The 15,346-nt window shown below is 31.3% G+C and carries 20 protein-coding genes; 18 read left to right on the top strand and 2 right to left on the bottom strand.

What is annotated here, in order from left to right:
* Nucleotides 1-254 precede the first annotated feature (254 nt).
* The gene (gene rpe / locus PF022_RS02465; RefSeq protein ID WP_271020291.1) at nucleotides 255-890 is read right to left on the bottom strand and encodes a ribulose-phosphate 3-epimerase; all 636 of its coding nucleotides are present in this window, start codon (nucleotides 888-890) and stop codon (nucleotides 255-257) included.
* A gap of 106 nt (nucleotides 891-996) precedes the next feature.
* Here rpe and PF022_RS02470 point away from each other — a divergent pair, with 106 nt between their 5' ends.
* The 11 genes from PF022_RS02470 (at nucleotide 997) to flgG (ending at nucleotide 10,280) form a co-directional block, all read left to right on the top strand.
* A complete protein-coding gene (locus tag PF022_RS02470; protein WP_271020292.1) occupies nucleotides 997-1,857 on the top strand; it encodes a class 1 fructose-bisphosphatase in 861 nt (286 codons plus the stop codon).
* On the top strand, nucleotides 1,841-2,146 hold the full coding sequence (locus tag PF022_RS02475) for a hypothetical protein (protein WP_271020294.1): 306 nt from the start codon (nucleotides 1,841-1,843) through the stop codon (nucleotides 2,144-2,146). The genes PF022_RS02470 and PF022_RS02475 overlap by 17 nt, the downstream gene beginning before the upstream one ends.
* Complete coding sequence (gene metG / locus PF022_RS02480; protein ID WP_271022682.1) at nucleotides 2,124-4,040, top strand: methionine--tRNA ligase; 1,917 nt, start codon at nucleotides 2,124-2,126, stop codon at nucleotides 4,038-4,040. The genes PF022_RS02475 and metG overlap by 23 nt, the downstream gene beginning before the upstream one ends.
* Nucleotides 4,041-4,049: 9 nt before the next feature.
* Entirely contained in the window at nucleotides 4,050-5,093 is a 1,044-nt protein-coding gene (locus tag PF022_RS02485) for a hypothetical protein (protein WP_271022683.1), read from the top strand.
* 9 nt (nucleotides 5,094-5,102) lie between these two features.
* Nucleotides 5,103-5,486, top strand: a complete 384-nt coding sequence (locus PF022_RS02490; protein ID WP_271020301.1) for a NifB/NifX family molybdenum-iron cluster-binding protein — start codon at nucleotides 5,103-5,105, stop codon at nucleotides 5,484-5,486.
* Between the two features lie 119 nt (nucleotides 5,487-5,605).
* Entirely contained in the window at nucleotides 5,606-6,199 is a 594-nt protein-coding gene (locus PF022_RS02495) for a hypothetical protein (protein ID WP_271020303.1), read from the top strand.
* On the top strand, nucleotides 6,200-6,487 hold the full coding sequence (locus PF022_RS02500; protein WP_271020305.1) for a hypothetical protein: 288 nt from the start codon (nucleotides 6,200-6,202) through the stop codon (nucleotides 6,485-6,487). It abuts the gene before it with no gap.
* The gene (locus PF022_RS02505; protein ID WP_407081395.1) at nucleotides 6,487-7,215 is read left to right on the top strand and encodes an SDR family NAD(P)-dependent oxidoreductase; all 729 of its coding nucleotides are present in this window, start codon (nucleotides 6,487-6,489) and stop codon (nucleotides 7,213-7,215) included. The genes PF022_RS02500 and PF022_RS02505 overlap by 1 nt, the downstream gene beginning before the upstream one ends.
* Entirely contained in the window at nucleotides 7,208-8,551 is a 1,344-nt protein-coding gene (locus PF022_RS02510; RefSeq protein ID WP_271020306.1) for an ANL family adenylate-forming protein, read from the top strand. Before PF022_RS02505 ends, PF022_RS02510 begins: the two co-directional genes overlap by 8 nt.
* 95 nt (nucleotides 8,552-8,646) lie before the next feature.
* Nucleotides 8,647-9,480: a flagellar hook-basal body protein gene (locus PF022_RS02515; protein ID WP_271020308.1), complete on the top strand. Its 834-nt coding sequence runs from the start codon at nucleotides 8,647-8,649 to the stop codon at nucleotides 9,478-9,480.
* Nucleotides 9,481-9,494: 14 nt separating this feature from the next.
* Complete coding sequence (flgG, locus tag PF022_RS02520) at nucleotides 9,495-10,280, top strand: flagellar basal-body rod protein FlgG (protein WP_271020310.1); 786 nt, start codon at nucleotides 9,495-9,497, stop codon at nucleotides 10,278-10,280.
* Between the two features lie 16 nt (nucleotides 10,281-10,296).
* Here the strand turns inward: flgG and PF022_RS02525 are convergent, their stop codons facing one another.
* The gene (locus PF022_RS02525) at nucleotides 10,297-10,701 is read right to left on the bottom strand and encodes a Fur family transcriptional regulator (RefSeq protein ID WP_271022684.1); all 405 of its coding nucleotides are present in this window, start codon (nucleotides 10,699-10,701) and stop codon (nucleotides 10,297-10,299) included.
* 203 nt (nucleotides 10,702-10,904) lie between these two features.
* Between PF022_RS02525 and ffh the strand changes: the two genes are divergently transcribed.
* The 7 genes from ffh to PF022_RS02560 all read left to right on the top strand — a co-directional run bounded on the left by ffh (nucleotide 10,905) and on the right by PF022_RS02560 (nucleotide 15,338).
* Nucleotides 10,905-12,242, top strand: a complete 1,338-nt coding sequence (ffh, locus tag PF022_RS02530; protein ID WP_271022686.1) for a signal recognition particle protein — start codon at nucleotides 10,905-10,907, stop codon at nucleotides 12,240-12,242.
* A 69-nt stretch (nucleotides 12,243-12,311) separates the two neighbouring features.
* The gene (rpsP, locus tag PF022_RS02535) at nucleotides 12,312-12,539 is read left to right on the top strand and encodes a 30S ribosomal protein S16 (protein WP_271020316.1); all 228 of its coding nucleotides are present in this window, start codon (nucleotides 12,312-12,314) and stop codon (nucleotides 12,537-12,539) included.
* 2 nt (nucleotides 12,540-12,541) lie between these two features.
* A complete protein-coding gene (locus PF022_RS02540; protein ID WP_271022688.1) occupies nucleotides 12,542-12,781 on the top strand; it encodes a KH domain-containing protein in 240 nt (79 codons plus the stop codon).
* Nucleotides 12,782-13,318 (top strand): ribosome maturation factor RimM, encoded by a 537-nt coding sequence (gene rimM / locus PF022_RS02545; RefSeq protein ID WP_271022689.1) that lies wholly within the window; start codon nucleotides 12,782-12,784, stop codon nucleotides 13,316-13,318. It abuts the gene before it with no gap.
* Nucleotides 13,319-14,014 (top strand): tRNA (guanosine(37)-N1)-methyltransferase TrmD, encoded by a 696-nt coding sequence (gene trmD, locus PF022_RS02550; RefSeq protein WP_271020322.1) that lies wholly within the window; start codon nucleotides 13,319-13,321, stop codon nucleotides 14,012-14,014.
* Nucleotides 14,014-14,370, top strand: coding sequence for a 50S ribosomal protein L19 (gene rplS, locus PF022_RS02555; RefSeq protein WP_271020323.1), 357 nt, complete (start codon nucleotides 14,014-14,016; stop codon nucleotides 14,368-14,370). The genes trmD and rplS overlap by 1 nt, the downstream gene beginning before the upstream one ends.
* Nucleotides 14,371-14,510: 140 nt before the next feature.
* Nucleotides 14,511-15,338, top strand: a complete 828-nt coding sequence (locus PF022_RS02560) for a plasminogen-binding N-terminal domain-containing protein (RefSeq protein WP_271020325.1) — start codon at nucleotides 14,511-14,513, stop codon at nucleotides 15,336-15,338.
* Nucleotides 15,339-15,346 lie beyond the last annotated feature (8 nt).

A 15,346-nucleotide genomic window follows, 5' to 3' on the forward strand; every position in this document is an offset into this window, starting at 1 on the left:
TTACTAATAATGTAAATAGAATTGCAGATGATATTATTAGTGATGTAAATAAGAAAAGATTCTAGGAGTCTTTTCTTATTACCACAAATATCTTTGAAAGGCTTAGTTTTATAATTTCATATTAATTTTTCAAGCAAGATTTTGCAATTTACAAAACTATGTTAATTGCTTGAATTTATTATAAGTCAATTTTTATTTTGTGGTTTATTTGCATGGATTTTTATTGAGAGAAGATTTAATCTCTATTTGTAGTATTATACTTTTAGGCTTTCTATTTTTTGATTGTAATTTCCGCTAAATACATAGCTACCAGCCACAACAATATCCACTCCTGCTTTTTTTAGTTCCTCTACATTTTGATTATTTACGCCACCATCTACTTCGATTAAACATTGCGGATTTATTCTTTCTATTAAATCTTTTAATTCTTTTATTTTATCAATTGTATTTGGTATAAATCTTTGTCCTCCAAATCCTGGATTTACGCTCATTACAAGCACCATATCAATATATTCTATTAGATATTTTATGCTATCTATGTTTGTGTGTGGATTTAGAACTATTGCAGGGGAGATCCCATAGTTTCGTATTTTTTGCACTAGAGAGTTTGCGTGTTTTTCTTCTTCTATGTGGAATGATATGTATTTTGGTTTATATTTTGCAAATAAATCAACAAAAAAGCTATTATTTTGCACCATCAAATGTATATCTAGTGGTTTTGTGGCTACTTTTGCTACTGATTCTATTACTATAGGACCTATTGTAAGGTTTGGGACAAAGTGTCCATCCATAACATCTATATGTACTAAATCACAATTTTTGCAAATAATCTCTATATCTCTTTGTAGATTTCCAAAATCAGCCGATAGAATACTTGGTGCCACTAGCATAGCTTGTCCTTATGGTGTTTATGCGGATTTTAGCAAAAAATATAGAATTTACAAAATACCCTAAATTCGCTATAATGGTGTTATTTTATAAAATTTTGGTGCTGTTATGGAAAATAACTTTAAATATGATATTGAAATTATATTTGATACAATAAAACTTGCTAGTGTTGAAATTTTTGATTTATTAAAAAATAGCATGGGAGAATACACTAGCACACAGAATTCTACTGGAGATATGCAACTTAAAGTCGATGTTCTATCTGATGAAGTAATAATTAAGCATTTTAAGAATTTAAGCATTGTTAAGCAAATATGTAGCGAAGAGCAAGAAAGTATTATTAGTATAAGTCAAAATGGAAAATATAGCATAGCTTATGATCCTTTAGATGGCTCTTCTTTAATGGGTGCCAATTTAAGTGTTGGAAGTATTTTTGGTGTTTATGATGGAGATTTTCTGCCAGAAAATATAGTAGCAAGTGCATATGTGGTGTATGGTATGGTTATTGGAATAGGGTTTGCTTCTAATGCTTGTGATGGCGTTAGCTACCATGTATATAATGGCAAAGAATTTGTGTATAAAAAAACACTGAGTTTAAATAATAGTGGCAAAATAAACGCAACAGGTGGCACTCAAAAAAATTGGAGCACATCGCATAAAGAAAAGATCGAATCTTTGTTTAATCGTGGATATAGATTAAGGTATAGTGGAGGAATGGTACCTGATTTACATCATATATTAGTTAAAGGCGGAGGATTATTTTCATATCCTGCTACAAGCGATGCTCCAAATGGTAAGCTTAGAATGCTATTTGAGGTTTTTCCATTTGCATATATATTTGATAAAGCAGGTGGGGATTCTACTAATGGCAAAGATTCTATTTTGTCATTAAAGCCAAGGAATCTGCATGATACAACACCTTGCTTTTTTGGTAGCAAAGAGGAGATAGAATTTGTTAGAGAAAAATAAAATTGACATTTATTTAAGAGATCTAAAAGATTGTCAAAGTAGTCATGCAACTACTAGTTGCGACTTTTGTCAGCTTGCAAATAATTGTCAAAAAAAGAAAGACTTCGAAAGTCTGGTAGTGCAGAATCTGAATGAGCAAAGTAGTGTAATTGTAGAATGTCAAAAGTCAAATGGAGTTAGTAGTTGCTTTGTGTGTAAAATGGTTTTGGAATGCAATACTAGAAATAATTATGTAAATTCTGTTTATTTAAGCATGAATCGAGGCAATGGAGGTAGTTTTGAATTCTAAGTTTTATGTTACAACACCTATTTATTATGTCAATGATAAGCCTCATATAGGACATGCTTATACTACTATCATTAGCGATACACTAGCTAGGTATCATAGGCTATGTGGAGATGAAGTATTTTTCTTAACTGGGACAGATGAGCATGGGCAAAAAATTGAGCAATCGGCTAAGAAAAACAATGAAAATCCTAGTGAATATGTAGATAAGGTGGCTTCTAAATTTAAAGATATGTGGGATAGTTTTAATATAAGCTATGATAAGTTTATAAGAACTAGCGAAGTTGAGCATAAAAATAGTGTTAAAAACGCATTTATAAAAATGTTTAACAAGGGTGATATTTATAAAGGAGAATATGAAGGTAATTATTGTATTTCTTGTGAATCTTTTGTTATGAATGCTATCTTATGCCCTGATTGTGGTAAGGAATTAGTAAAATTAAAAGAAGAAAGTTATTTCTTTAAGCTTAGTGCGTATGAAGATAGACTTTTAAAGTTCTATGATGAGAATCCTAATTTTATCTTGCCAACTTATCGTAAAAAAGAAGTTATCAATTTTATAAAAAATGGTTTAGAAGATTTATCAATTACTAGAACTAGCTTTAAGTGGGGTGTAGAGATTCCTAATGAAGTGGCTCAAATGAGTGATAAAGAGCATGTTGTCTATGTGTGGCTAGATGCATTGATGAACTATTTAAGTGCACTTGGATATGAAAATAACTTGGAATCTAAAATGGAATTTTTCCCACCTGATATACAACTTGTAGGTAAGGATATTCTAAAGTTCCATGCAATTTATTGGCCTGCATTTTTGATGAGTCTTGATTTGCCTCTACCAAAGCATATAGCAGCACATGGCTGGTGGACTAAAGATGGTGCTAAGATGAGTAAAAGTATAGGTAATGTGGTGAATCCTAGCGAAGTGGTTAGCGAATTTGGATTAGATGTATTTAGATATTTCTTGCTTAGAGAAGTGCCATTTGGGCAAGATGGAGACTTTTCTCAAAGGGCAATTGTTGAGAGGAGTAATGCAGATTTAAGTAATGTGCTTGGTAATCTGCTAAATAGACTTTTGGGAATGGGTGAGAAATATTTTGATAATAATTTAGATTCTTTATCTTTTGCCAGTGCTTATGAGGTAGAGTTAAAAGAGGTAGAAGATTCAATTAATATAGCTAGAGAATATATTTTTAAAGTTGAATTACATAATTATTTAGAAAGCATTTGGAGAATCTTTGATCTAGCAAATTTGACAATCACAAAAAAAGAGCCGTGGAAACTCATAAAAGAGAACAAGTATAATGAGGTAGCAGAATTGTTGGTTTTTATATCAAATACATTAATTAAAGGTGCTTACATGCTATATCCTTGTATGCCTGCTTCTGCTAAGAAAATTTTGTCAGTTTTTTCATTAGGTGATGATGGATTTGGTAGATTTGTTGTTAATAAAGAGATTCTAACTTCTGTAAAATTAAATCATATACCACCACTATTCCCAAGACTAGAGGTAAAAGAAGAAATAAAACAAGAGATAAAGTCAGAAGCAAAATTAGAGCCATTAAGTATAGAAAATGTCATAGATAGAGATTATTTTATGAATATTGATATTAAAGTTGGCACTATAATAGAGGTTGAAGTATTGCCAAAAAGTGAGAAGCTACTAAAACTTAGAGTTGATTTAGGAGAAACAAGACCAAGACAGATTATTGCTGGAATCAAGCTTTACTATGAGCCACAAGAATTAGTCGGTATGCAAGTATGTGTGCTAGCAAATCTAAAACCAGCTAAGCTAATGGGAGAGATTAGTGAAGGAATGATACTAGCAGTTAAAGATGATAGCGGATTATCTGTGATTACTCCGCATAAAGTGGCACAAAATGGAAGCAAGATAAGCTAAGGATAGGTTATGAAAAAGGGAAATATACAAATTGGCGTTAATGAAGTTGTTGAAATTACTTTTGGAACATTATTAAATAAGCCCAGTATATCCTTTTTTAACCGAATCTGTGATGATGTAGAGCAAGTAACAAGAGGCGATTTGTTTGTAGCGTTTAATGCAAATGATATAAATTTAGCAATAGAGCGTGGTGCATTTGGTATCTTATTTAGTGAGGATATTGCCATTACTGATAATGAGGTAGCATGGATTTGTGTAGCAAATATAGAACAAGCTATAACCAAATTATTGCGACATTATTTGATTGTTAAGAGTAAGATTTTATTTTTATTAAGTAGTGATGAGTATGATATTGCTAGTTGTATTTTAAATCAAAATAAGAAAATTGCATACTTCAATGGTGGTTTTGTGCAATTATTACAATTTGTGATAGAGACAGAGAGTGCGTATGTGATGTATAGGTATAATGGGGACTTTTTATTAAATGAAATAGAACAAGAAGCAAAAATTCTAGATGATACAAAAATAGATGATGATAAGTTGCCATTTTCTATTAATTCATTCTCGCTTTTTGGCATTAAGATATTTTATAAGTCATTAGACTATTCGTTGCAGATTCCAAAGCTTTTTATACAACCACTATCAAGGATTATAAAGTTGGCTGATGAATATTGCTTTTCTGTGAAGCTTGATAATTTAAATGGAATCTCTAGTTTTAGGCCATTGTATTTAGATGAAAGAGGTTATATCTCTCAACCGGGCACTACTAATAAGGTAGTCCTATCATGCGAAGATGTAAAGCTTTATGAGCAATATTTGGCTTATTTTTCCATGTATGCTAAATGGGCTAAACTTATATTGTTTGTGCCAAAAATATATCATGAGTTATATACTCCATATGCTGATGTGATATGCTATGAAGATAATGACAGGCTTTTTGATGAGTTAATACATCAAAAATATAACTTTGCACTTATTTTAGGAATTAGTTCAGATATGCTTGAGAAGCGTTTTACAAAAGAAGATAAAGAAATTAGTTTATTTGATTTATAAGGAATATTTATGAAAATTGCAATACCAGTATATGACGATAGTCTAAGAATCTTTACAAACACGGGGCATACACCATTTTTTGCCATTTTTGAGCAAGTTGGTTCTGGAATGTTTAAAAAGATTGATTTCGTTGAATTAAGGCATAACCCTAGAGGTAATGTAGAGGCTAGTGAAGGTTGTTCTCATAATGATTCAGATATGAGCGAAGAAGAGCAAATAGCGCATAAACTAGAACATAATATCTTAGGTGAGATAATTAAAGATTGTCAAGTTGTGCTTGTAAAGAAGGCTTGTAAAAACACAGCAAAAGTATTTAATGAATATGGCATTAAAATATGTAAAATAGAAACTAATTGTTTGAATGCAAAAGATTCGTTTGTGTATATAAAATAATTTATTTTTGAAGGAGAATGTGGTTGTTAAAAGGTAATACAAAAAATAATATTTGTTGTGGGGGGGGGGGGTAATTATTTATTAGTATTAATGGCACCCTTGTATAAAGTGAGGGTAGCATGAAGATAAATACTCACAATTATGCACCATATGAAGGTAGGTTTGTAAATTTAAGAGAAGCAGAAATAGAAGATTCTAGCTTCATTCTTTCTCTACGGACAGACGTTAAAAAATCTAGATATCTACACAAAACACAAAATAGCCTAGATAATCAAGCACAATATATGCAAAGATATAAAACATTGAACAATGAATGGTATTTTATAGTTATTTCTAAAGAACAAAAGAGGCTTGGGACAATTAGTATATATCCACATGAAATACTTATTCCGCATTGGAATAATCAAAAAAATATAGATTCTGACAATCTAAAAGCAATAGGAATTGGACGATGGATTATGAGTGATGAGGCTTCATATGTGGAAGTTTTAGAGAGTGTATGTATTGCAAAGAGAATATTATTTATGGACTTTTTGGTGGATTTTGAGCCGTTTATTGCGCATAAAGATAATTTAAAAGTATTGCAATTTCACAAAAGATGGGGTGCTAGGATAGTTGGGAGTAGTGGAGATTTACAGCTTTTAGAGCTACATAGAGATGATTATTTGAAGAATAAAGTTAAGTTTGAAAATATGTTAAAAGAAGGAGAATAAATGAAAGATGAGCAATTAGAGAAAATAATTTTTGAGATTTTAAAGAATCTAGCAGACGAATTAGATGTAAGAGAGTTAGAAAATCCAACATTAGACACCAAGTTATATGGTGTTGGAGGCAACTTAGATTCTTTGGCTCTAGTTAGTTTTATATCTGATTTAGAAGATAGAATGAGTGATGAATTTGGTTTTAATGTTATATTAGCAAATGACAAAACAATGAGTGCTAAGCATTCCCCGTTTAGAAATGTAAAAGCACTAAAAGAGTATATATTGGGAATGCAATAATGCGTGTTGTTGTAATTACTGGCACAAGAAAGGGTATTGGTAGAAATCTATCAGAGTATTATCTTAATTGTGGTTATATAGTATGTGGTTGCTCTAGGAGCAAGAGTGATTTGGTGCATGAGAATTATAGGCATTTTTGTTTGGATATTAGCGATGAGAGTGCTGTTATAGATATGATTTTAGCCATAAAATTAGAGTTTGGCAAAATTGATATTTTACTAAATAATGCAGGTATTGCCTCCATGAATCATGTTATAACAACACCATACAAAAGTGTCAAAAATATTTTTGAGACAAATTTTTTTGGCAGTTTTTTATTTATTAGAGAAGTTTCAAAAGTTATGATAAATTTATATAGAAAGCAATATAAAAATAGCAATTTATCTCCATTTAGAATAGTAAATTTTGCAACAATAGCAGTTCCATTACAATTAGAAGGTGAAGCAATATATGCAGCTAGTAAGGCTGCAATTATTAATTTTACTAAGGTTTGTGCAAAAGAGCTTGCAAGTTTTGGCATTACTATTAATGCAATAGGACCAACACCAATAAAGACGGATTTGATAAAAAATGTACCAAAAGACAAAATAGAACTTCTATTAAATGCTCAATCCATAAAAAGATTCGGAACTTTTGATGATATTTGTAGAGTAATCGATTTTTTTATAGATTCTAAGAATGACTTTATAACAGGTCAAGTTATATACTTAGGCGGGATTAATGATTGATTTTAAAAGTCCATATTTAAATAAAATATCACAACATAAAAAAGATTCCATTGCTTTAATTTTTAACGATACTTGTATTAGCTATGGAGAGCTATTATCTTTAGTTGCTAATAATATTAAGCTATTAGAGTCTTATAGTGATAATGTTGTGGCTATTATTGGGGATTTTGACATACAAACTATAAGCTTTTTTTTAGCTTGCATAGAAACCAAAAAAGTTATTGTGCCTCTTTTTAGTGGTTTAAACAAATCGGATGTAGATAGCAAACTATATGAGAGCAATGCTAGTTTGATTTATAAAAATGGCAATTTAAAATCAATATCGTCAAATTGCAAAAATCATAAAAGTATAGATATGTTATTGAAATTAGGACATGGTGGATTAGTGTTGTTCTCTAGTGGTTCAACTGGTAAACCAAAGGCAATTTTGCATAATTTAGATAATTTGCTAGATAGTTATTTAGATAAGAAAAACAAAAATATTAATATTTTATTGTTTTTGATGTTTGATCACATAGGAGGATTGAATACATTGTTTAACGCTCTAGCAATAGGGGCTTCAGGGATAGCTATACAAGATAGAAAAAATATTGAAAAAATAGTAGAGTCGATTTGCAAATATCAAATTTCCATGCTTCCCGCTTCTCCTAGTTTTTTGAATTTGCTTTTATTAAGTGGGGTTCTCTTAAAGTTTGATGTGTCTTCTTTAAAAATTATTACTTATGGCACTGAAAAGATGCCAACAGCTTTGTTGGATAGGCTTAAAAAATCTATGCCAAGAGTTAGGTTTCATCAGACATTTGGGACTAGTGAAGTTGGAATCTTACAAACAAAAAGCTATCAAAATGCAATCAAGCTAGAAGGTGTTGATTATAAAATTTTAAATAACAGGTTGTATTTGAAATCAAAAACACAAGCTTTAGGGTATCTAAATGTCGATGATCATAGTTTTGATGAAGATGGATATTTTGATAGTGGAGATATGGTAGAGACGGAAGTAATTAATGGAGAAGAGTATATAAGGATTCTAGGTAGGGCAAAAGAAGTTATAAATGTAGGTGGAGAAAAGGTATTACCACAAGAAATTGAAGGGGTGATTATGCAAATAGATGAAATACAGGATTGTTTAGTATATGGTGAATCTAATGCAATAACTGGTCAGAGAGTTAGTGTAAAGGTCGTATTAGAAAGTGGCAAAAATCTAAGTAATATAGAGTTAAAACAAAAAATAAGAAATTTTTGTAAAGATAAACTTGACAGATATAAAATCCCAACAAAAGTCGAAATAGTAAGCAATCTTAATATAACCAACAGATATAAAAAGGAAAGACTGTAAAGAAAAATACATGAATTCGTGGATTCTAAATTTTAATATATTTTGGAACACCTTTTGCTTTTTACTACTTTGAATATTTTTATAAAGGGTAGTAAATGCAAGGCGGATATTATAGTTCTGTTGGCGGAATGGTAACGCAGATAAATCGTCTAGATGTTATTTCAAATAACATTGCAAATGCTAATACAACTGGATTTAAAAGAGATGATGTTGTAGTTGGTGATTTTTTGCGACTTTATGAACAAAGTAAAGATTTTTTGCCAATAGATGATCAAACTAAAGATGCAGCCAAGTTTTACAATAGATCCTTAAATCGTGTTCCTCAAATCGTAGAAGAATTTACAGATAGAAGTCTTGGCGGAATGATTAAAACTGATAATACATTTGATTTTGCTCTATCTAGAGAGAATGCGTATTTTATGATTGAAACTCCAAATGGAATTAGATTTACAAGAGATGGATCTTTTGTTTTAAATGAGGAGGGCAGGTTGGTAAATAAGGAAGGATTCCCAGTTTTACCAAGAGAATACCTAGATGCTCCACAATATATAGAATTTATCGATGGCTATCAAGTTGAAGTTGATACTAACGGGAATATCTATACTAGATCATTAAACAATGAAGAAATAAATGAAGCTATAATGATTTCAAATTTAGCGGTTGCTTCATTTGAGAATCCAAAATACTTAAAAAAAGTTGGTGATAACTTATATGAGTATCCACAAGCTAAATTAAATCAGCTTGAAATGCTAGAGCAAAGTGGAGCAGTAAGGCAAGGATTCCTAGAAAAAAGCAATATAAATGTTGTTTATGAGATGACAGGGTTGATTGAGACAAATAGGTTGGTTGAAGCTTATTCAAAAGTTCTAAAAACACATATGGATGAGCTAAATACTGAAGCAATTACAAAATTAGCAGCTAAAGCATAATAAAAGGATTTAATATGATGAGAGCACTTTATACAGCAACAACAGGTATGTTAGGACAACAATTACAAATAGATGTAACTTCAAATAATATCTCAAATGTAAATACTCATGGATACAGAAAAGAAAGGGCAGAGTTTTCAGATTTGTTTCATCAAGTTTTACAATACGCTGGATCTAGCACTAGCGAGACTACTACATCTCCAACTGGAATTGAAGTTGGTCTTGGTGTGCGTCCTACTTCTGTGCAAAAATTATTTGGTCAAGGTAATTTTAAAGAAACAGAGAATAACTATGATATAGCAATTGAAGGGAATGGATTCTTTCAAATAGAGCTTCCAGATGGAACTATTGCCTATACTAGAGATGGTGCTTTCAAAAGAGATAATGAAGGAAATGTTGTTAATTCGCAAGGGTACTTGTTGGTTCCTAATATAACAGTGCCTGATGATGCTACGCAATTTAGTGTTGGGACAGATGGAACTGTAACGGTTGTGCAAGGCAATGAAACAACCGAACTGGGTCAAATAGAAACAGTGAATTTCATTAATCCTGCTGGTTTGCATGCACTTGGGGATAATTTATATCTAAATACAAATGCTTCTGGTGATCCTATTGTTGGAACTCCGGGGTTAAATGGATTTGGAACTCTAAGACAAGGGTTTATAGAGACAAGCAATGTAAAATTGGTTGAAGAAATGACTGACTTGATTGTTGGACAAAGGGCTTATGAGGCAAACTCAAAATCGATTCAAACAGCAGATTCAATGCTACAAGTTGTAAATCAATTGAAGCGTAATTAATAACTAGCGAATCTTTTTAAGATTCGCATTCTTTGCAGATTCCAAGTAGGGCAATCGAGCTATCTCGAATCTTATAGCCTGTTTCTTTTTCGCAACTTTGCTTTAGATTGTCTATTACTTCTTCTAAATGTATATCTTTTATCATTCCGCACCTTTCACATACCAAATGTATATGTGGCTTTTTTGTTAGCTCATATCTTGGTTTTTGGTTTGGTAGTTTTACTTCGTCAATTATTTTTACTTCTTGCATTGATGTTAGATTCTTATAAATTGTAGCTAAAGACATTGATGGGTGATTTTTTTTGATATTTTCATATATCTCGTCTATACTTATATGTCCTTTGGTATTTATTTCTTGTAGAATTGCCATTCTTTGTGGAGTAACTTTTAAATTTCCGTTTTTTAAAATTTGTTCAAACATTCTATGCCCCTTAAACAAATAATTAATAGTGTTTTAAATTTTTGTAATTGCGATTATATATTATAGGATTGTTAGTTGTCAATAAAAATTATTCTTTAGATTTTAAAAATTTAGATGTAAAATTTTTACTTTTATTATTTGTTTTAAATATATTTTTTGCTAGAATCACCGCTATTATTTTTTTATTTTTAAGGTGTGAAAGTTTGTTTGGTGCTATACAAGATGGTTTTCAAAACGCTATAAATAAGATTAGATTCCATGATGATGAAAAGGCATTAAAAAAGGCTTTAGATGAGCTTAAAAAGGCATTGTTAAAGTCAGATGTGCATTATAAAGTTTTAAAAGAATTGCTAAGTGATGTTGAGCAAAAAACTAAAAGTGCTGGAATTGGCAAGAAGTCTTTTTTAGATTCTTTACAATCATCTTTAACAAATATACTAAATGCACCGGGCAATTATGGATTTATCTTTGCTTCTAAACCACCAACTATCATACTTATGTCAGGTCTTCAAGGAAGCGGTAAGACAACTACAACGATAAAATTAGCCAATTATTTAAAGCTAAAAGGAAAGAAGGTTTTAGTTGCCGCTTGTGATTTGCAAAGACTAGCAGCAGTTGAGCAGCTAAGGCAGTTAAGCTCTCAAGCTGAAGTTGATTTTTTTCATATCGAAAATACAACTGCAGTTGATATTGCAAAAGAGGCTAAAAAGAAAGCAGAACAAGGTTTGTATGACGTCTTGCTTGTAGATACTGCCGGTAGATTGGCTATTGATGAAGCATTGATGAATGAGTTAGAAGATATAAAAAATAGTATAAATCCTAATGAAATATTTTATGTAGTGGATAGTTTAAGTGGTCAAGATGGTGTAAAGAGTGCTGGTTTATTCCATGAGAAAATCAAACTAGATGGAGTAATTTTAAGCAAGTTTGATGGAGATAGCAAGGGTGGCATTGCACTATCAATCGCTCATCAATTAGGAATCCCTCTTAGATTTATAGGTGTTGGGGAGAAGATTCCTGATTTAGAAGTCTTTATCCCAGATAGGATTGTAAGTAGGCTAATGGGAGCAGGTGATATTCAGTCTCTTGCTGAAAAAACTGCATCTATTATAAGCGAGAAAGAAGCAAAGAATCTTAGTAAAAAAATAAAAAAAGGAAAATTTACCTTTAATGATTTTCTAGCACAGCTTGAGAATCTAAAAAAATTAGGCTCTATGCAATCTATATTATCTATGGTTCCGGGATTGTCAAATATGTCTAGTGCTTTAAAAGATGTTGATTTAGATAATTCTAAAGAGATAAATCAAATAAAGGCTATGATCTTCTCTATGACGCCTAAGGAGAGGGAGAATCCAGAACTACTAAATGGAAGTAGAAAAAAAAGAATTGCAGCTGGAGCGGGCATTGATGTTAGTGATGTAAATAGATTTCTAAAGCAGTTTGAAAACGCTGCTAAGATGGCAAAAAAATTCTCAAAAGGTGGTATGGGAGATTTTATGAATCTTATGAAAGAAGCTAGAATGGGGCAGCTTAGACGATAAAGTTTGTCCAAAGTAGAATTTTTCTATTTTTGACAGATTTTATTCTGTATTTTAATTTTAGGAGTTTTTATGGCAACAGTTATTCGTCTAACTAAAATGGGACGCAAGAAAAAGCCTTTTTATAGAATTGTAGTTACAGATAGTAGAAAAAAAAGAGATGGTGGTTGGATAGAATCTATTGGTTATTACAATCCTCTAACAGAGCCTTCTACTGTTAAGTTTGATGCTGATAGATTGAAATATTGGGTTAGTGTTGGCGCTAAAATGAGTGAAAGAGTTAAAACAATTACAAAATAAACATGATAGACAAATTTATTTTATCTTATGTTCAAAAGATAGTCTTAGAACCAGAAAAAGTAAAAATTGTAAAGCGTGTCATAGAAGATAATTTTTACGAAATTGAGATTCTAGCCTCTAGCGTTGATGCTGGACGCTTGATCGGTAAAGATGGCAAAATGATAGGTGCTATGAAGACATTTATCTCTGGGCTAAAGGCTAAAGATGGTAGCTCATATAGAATAGTAGTAAAGCCAATATAAGTGAAAAAACTAGATGATAAAATAGTTGTAGCCAAGATTGGCAAGGTTTTTGGCGTTAGGGGAGAGTTGCTATTGCATGTGCTTAGTGATTTTCCGCAGTCAATTAAAAGTGGTTCTACATATTTCTATGAAAGAGGAGAACTAGTTATCAAGTCATTTGATAGGTTAAAATCCATAGTTAGCTTTGAAAAAATAGACAATAGAGAAGAAGCTAGACTTCTTACAAACTGTCATTTATATACTACAAAGAATGATACGGCTAATACTTGTATTTTGGGTAAAGATGAGTATTTTTGGTTTGATATTGTCGGCTCTAGTGTTTATGAGAATAATATACTTTTAGGTATTGTAGATGATATAGATAGGTTTGGTGGTGGTGATTTTTTGTGCGTTAAGACCGATATAAATCTAGTAACACAAGGAATGCCAAAACAATTTCTAATACCATATACTGATAGATATATTTTAAATGTAAAAAATACGAAACCAAAAAGTATATTTGTTCAATTTTGTAAAGATATTTTGGAAAATAGCTAGATGAAGTTTTCGTTTGTTAGCTTATTTCCGAATTTAATCGAGCACTATTTTTGTGATTCAATATTAAAAAGAGCAATAGATTCTAAACTTATTGAGGTTGATTTTTATAATCCTAGAGATTTTAGTGATAATCGGTATTTGAAGGTAGATTCATATCAGGTTGGTGGTGGAGCTGGTTTATTATTAGATGTGTATTCTTTGGGTAATGCACTTGAATTTTTGACACAAAGATATCCTAGAGCACATATTATATTTTTAACCCCATGTGCGAAATTATTTCATCAAAATGATTCAAAAAGATTAAGTAGATTAGAACATATAATATTTGTCTGTGGCAGATATGAGGGGTTTGATGAAAGGATTTTAGAGTTTTATGCTAATGAAGTTTTTAGTATTGGTGATTTTATCCTAACTGGTGGCGAACTTGGTGCATTATGTCTTTGTGATAGTATTGCAAGACATATTGATGGTGTATTGGGAAATTCTGATTCTTTGCTTGGAGAGAGCTATGAAGATAATTTGCTTGAAGCACCAAATTTTGCCAAACCTTATAAATTTAAAAATTTAAGTATCCCTTCAGAATATTCAAAGGGAAACCATGTTAGAATCCGAACCTTAAAAATGAAAGCGTCAGAGGCTAAGACAAAATATCATAGACCAGATTTATACTGGCAACATAAACATAAGGGCAGATAATGAGAAATAAATACATAGAGCATTTTGAAAATGCACAAATTAAAGACAAGAACATTCCACAATTTAAAGCTGGTGATACTCTAAGAGTTAGTATTAGGATTTCAGAGGGGGATAAAACTAGGATTCAAAACTTTGAAGGTATATGTATATCTCTAAGAGGCACAGGTGTTGGCAAGACTTTTACTATTAGAAAAATTGGTGCTAATGGTGTTGGCGTTGAGAGAATCTTGCCTATTTACTCTGATAGTATCGAGGAGATTAAGGTATTAAAAATAGGTCGTGTAAGAAGAGCGAAATTATATTATCTACGCACTAGAAGTGGAAAATCAGCAAGAATTAAAGAGATTAGAAAATAATCCTTTTGATTCTGTAGCTAATCCTTTGTGATTTTTCGCACACTATATTTCTTTAGTAAAATTAAATACTTTTACAATCTTTAAGCAATTTTTCATTACAATAGCAGGTTTTATTTTGTCATAGAGGTATTTTTATAATGATGAGTTTGTTTAAAGTGTTAATAGCATCTTTGTTTTCCATTTTATTCTTTTCTTCTTTGGCTTATTCTTCTCCGTTTGGCAATAAATTAATTGTTCCTATTGTTGAGATGGATAAGGATTCTGAACATTATGCTTATGTGCCCGCATTTGATTTGCGTGTTGGTGAGAGTGGAGAGATTATTAGATGGTTTGATAAAGATCACTCGGGGATTGTCGCAAAAGCTGCGATTGTAGAGGTTAAGGATAATTTAGCCAAGATTGCTTTTGAGCCTTTTGAAGGCTTGGAACAAAAGGCGTTTCCAACGCCAACACTTTTGCCTCAAAAGAATGATGAAGTAATATTTCGTGCATTCAATGATAGAGCATTTTTGATAGCACCATCACAAGACATATATGAGAAAATAAAGGACGCTTACCCAGATGTTACTTGGATGCACCCTGATTTGTTTGCTGCATATCTAATGGATGTAGGTCATACTGCACCTGTTAAATCTGACTTTAGAAAGGTATGCACACAATATGCAACAGGTATTGTATATATTGTTAATTTGAATGAGGGTCAAGCCCTAGATTGTCAGACATTTTCGGTTGTCAAGAAGGATTATATTACAGGAAGAGCACCGATAGAAGATAGAATGTTGCCATTTTTCTCTCGCATAGGAAATAATAATCAAGAGTGGTTTGAGTATTTTATTAATGATGTTAAAACACAAGATTATTACTTGTATTTTGATTCTTTGTTAAAAGGTGAGATTAAAGATGAAGATGCTACTTTCTTTGGTCGTATAAATAGATATTTTTCAAATACAATAAAGAATATTTTTTAGAGTTTGAT

The sequence above is a fragment of the Helicobacter sp. WB40 genome (assembly GCF_027859275.1).
Lineage (GTDB): Bacteria > Campylobacterota > Campylobacteria > Campylobacterales > Helicobacteraceae > Helicobacter_D > Helicobacter_D ibis.

Bases quoted from the DNA above. Each gene is read 5' to 3' on its own strand.
- rpe (WP_271020291.1), bottom strand. From the start codon at position 890: ATGCTAGTGGCACCAAGTATTCTATCGGCTGATTTTGGAAATCTACAA.
- PF022_RS02470 (WP_271020292.1), top strand. From the start codon at position 997: ATGGAAAATAACTTTAAATATGATATTGAAATTATATTTGATACAATA.
- metG (WP_271022682.1), top strand. From the start codon at position 2,124: ATGGAGGTAGTTTTGAATTCTAAGTTTTATGTTACAACACCTATTTAT.
- PF022_RS02485 (WP_271022683.1), top strand. From the start codon at position 4,050: ATGAAAAAGGGAAATATACAAATTGGCGTTAATGAAGTTGTTGAAATT.
- PF022_RS02490 (WP_271020301.1), top strand. From the start codon at position 5,103: ATGAAAATTGCAATACCAGTATATGACGATAGTCTAAGAATCTTTACA.
- PF022_RS02495 (WP_271020303.1), top strand. From the start codon at position 5,606: ATGAAGATAAATACTCACAATTATGCACCATATGAAGGTAGGTTTGTA.
- PF022_RS02500 (WP_271020305.1), top strand. From the start codon at position 6,200: ATGAAAGATGAGCAATTAGAGAAAATAATTTTTGAGATTTTAAAGAAT.
- PF022_RS02505 (WP_407081395.1), top strand. From the start codon at position 6,487: ATGCGTGTTGTTGTAATTACTGGCACAAGAAAGGGTATTGGTAGAAAT.
- PF022_RS02510 (WP_271020306.1), top strand. From the start codon at position 7,208: ATGATTGATTTTAAAAGTCCATATTTAAATAAAATATCACAACATAAA.
- PF022_RS02515 (WP_271020308.1), top strand. From the start codon at position 8,647: ATGCAAGGCGGATATTATAGTTCTGTTGGCGGAATGGTAACGCAGATA.
- flgG (WP_271020310.1), top strand. From the start codon at position 9,495: ATGATGAGAGCACTTTATACAGCAACAACAGGTATGTTAGGACAACAA.
- PF022_RS02525 (WP_271022684.1), bottom strand. From the start codon at position 10,701: ATGTTTGAACAAATTTTAAAAAACGGAAATTTAAAAGTTACTCCACAA.
- rpsP (WP_271020316.1), top strand. From the start codon at position 12,312: ATGGCAACAGTTATTCGTCTAACTAAAATGGGACGCAAGAAAAAGCCT.
- PF022_RS02540 (WP_271022688.1), top strand. From the start codon at position 12,542: ATGATAGACAAATTTATTTTATCTTATGTTCAAAAGATAGTCTTAGAA.
- trmD (WP_271020322.1), top strand. From the start codon at position 13,319: ATGAAGTTTTCGTTTGTTAGCTTATTTCCGAATTTAATCGAGCACTAT.
- rplS (WP_271020323.1), top strand. From the start codon at position 14,014: ATGAGAAATAAATACATAGAGCATTTTGAAAATGCACAAATTAAAGAC.
- PF022_RS02560 (WP_271020325.1), top strand. From the start codon at position 14,511: ATGAGTTTGTTTAAAGTGTTAATAGCATCTTTGTTTTCCATTTTATTC.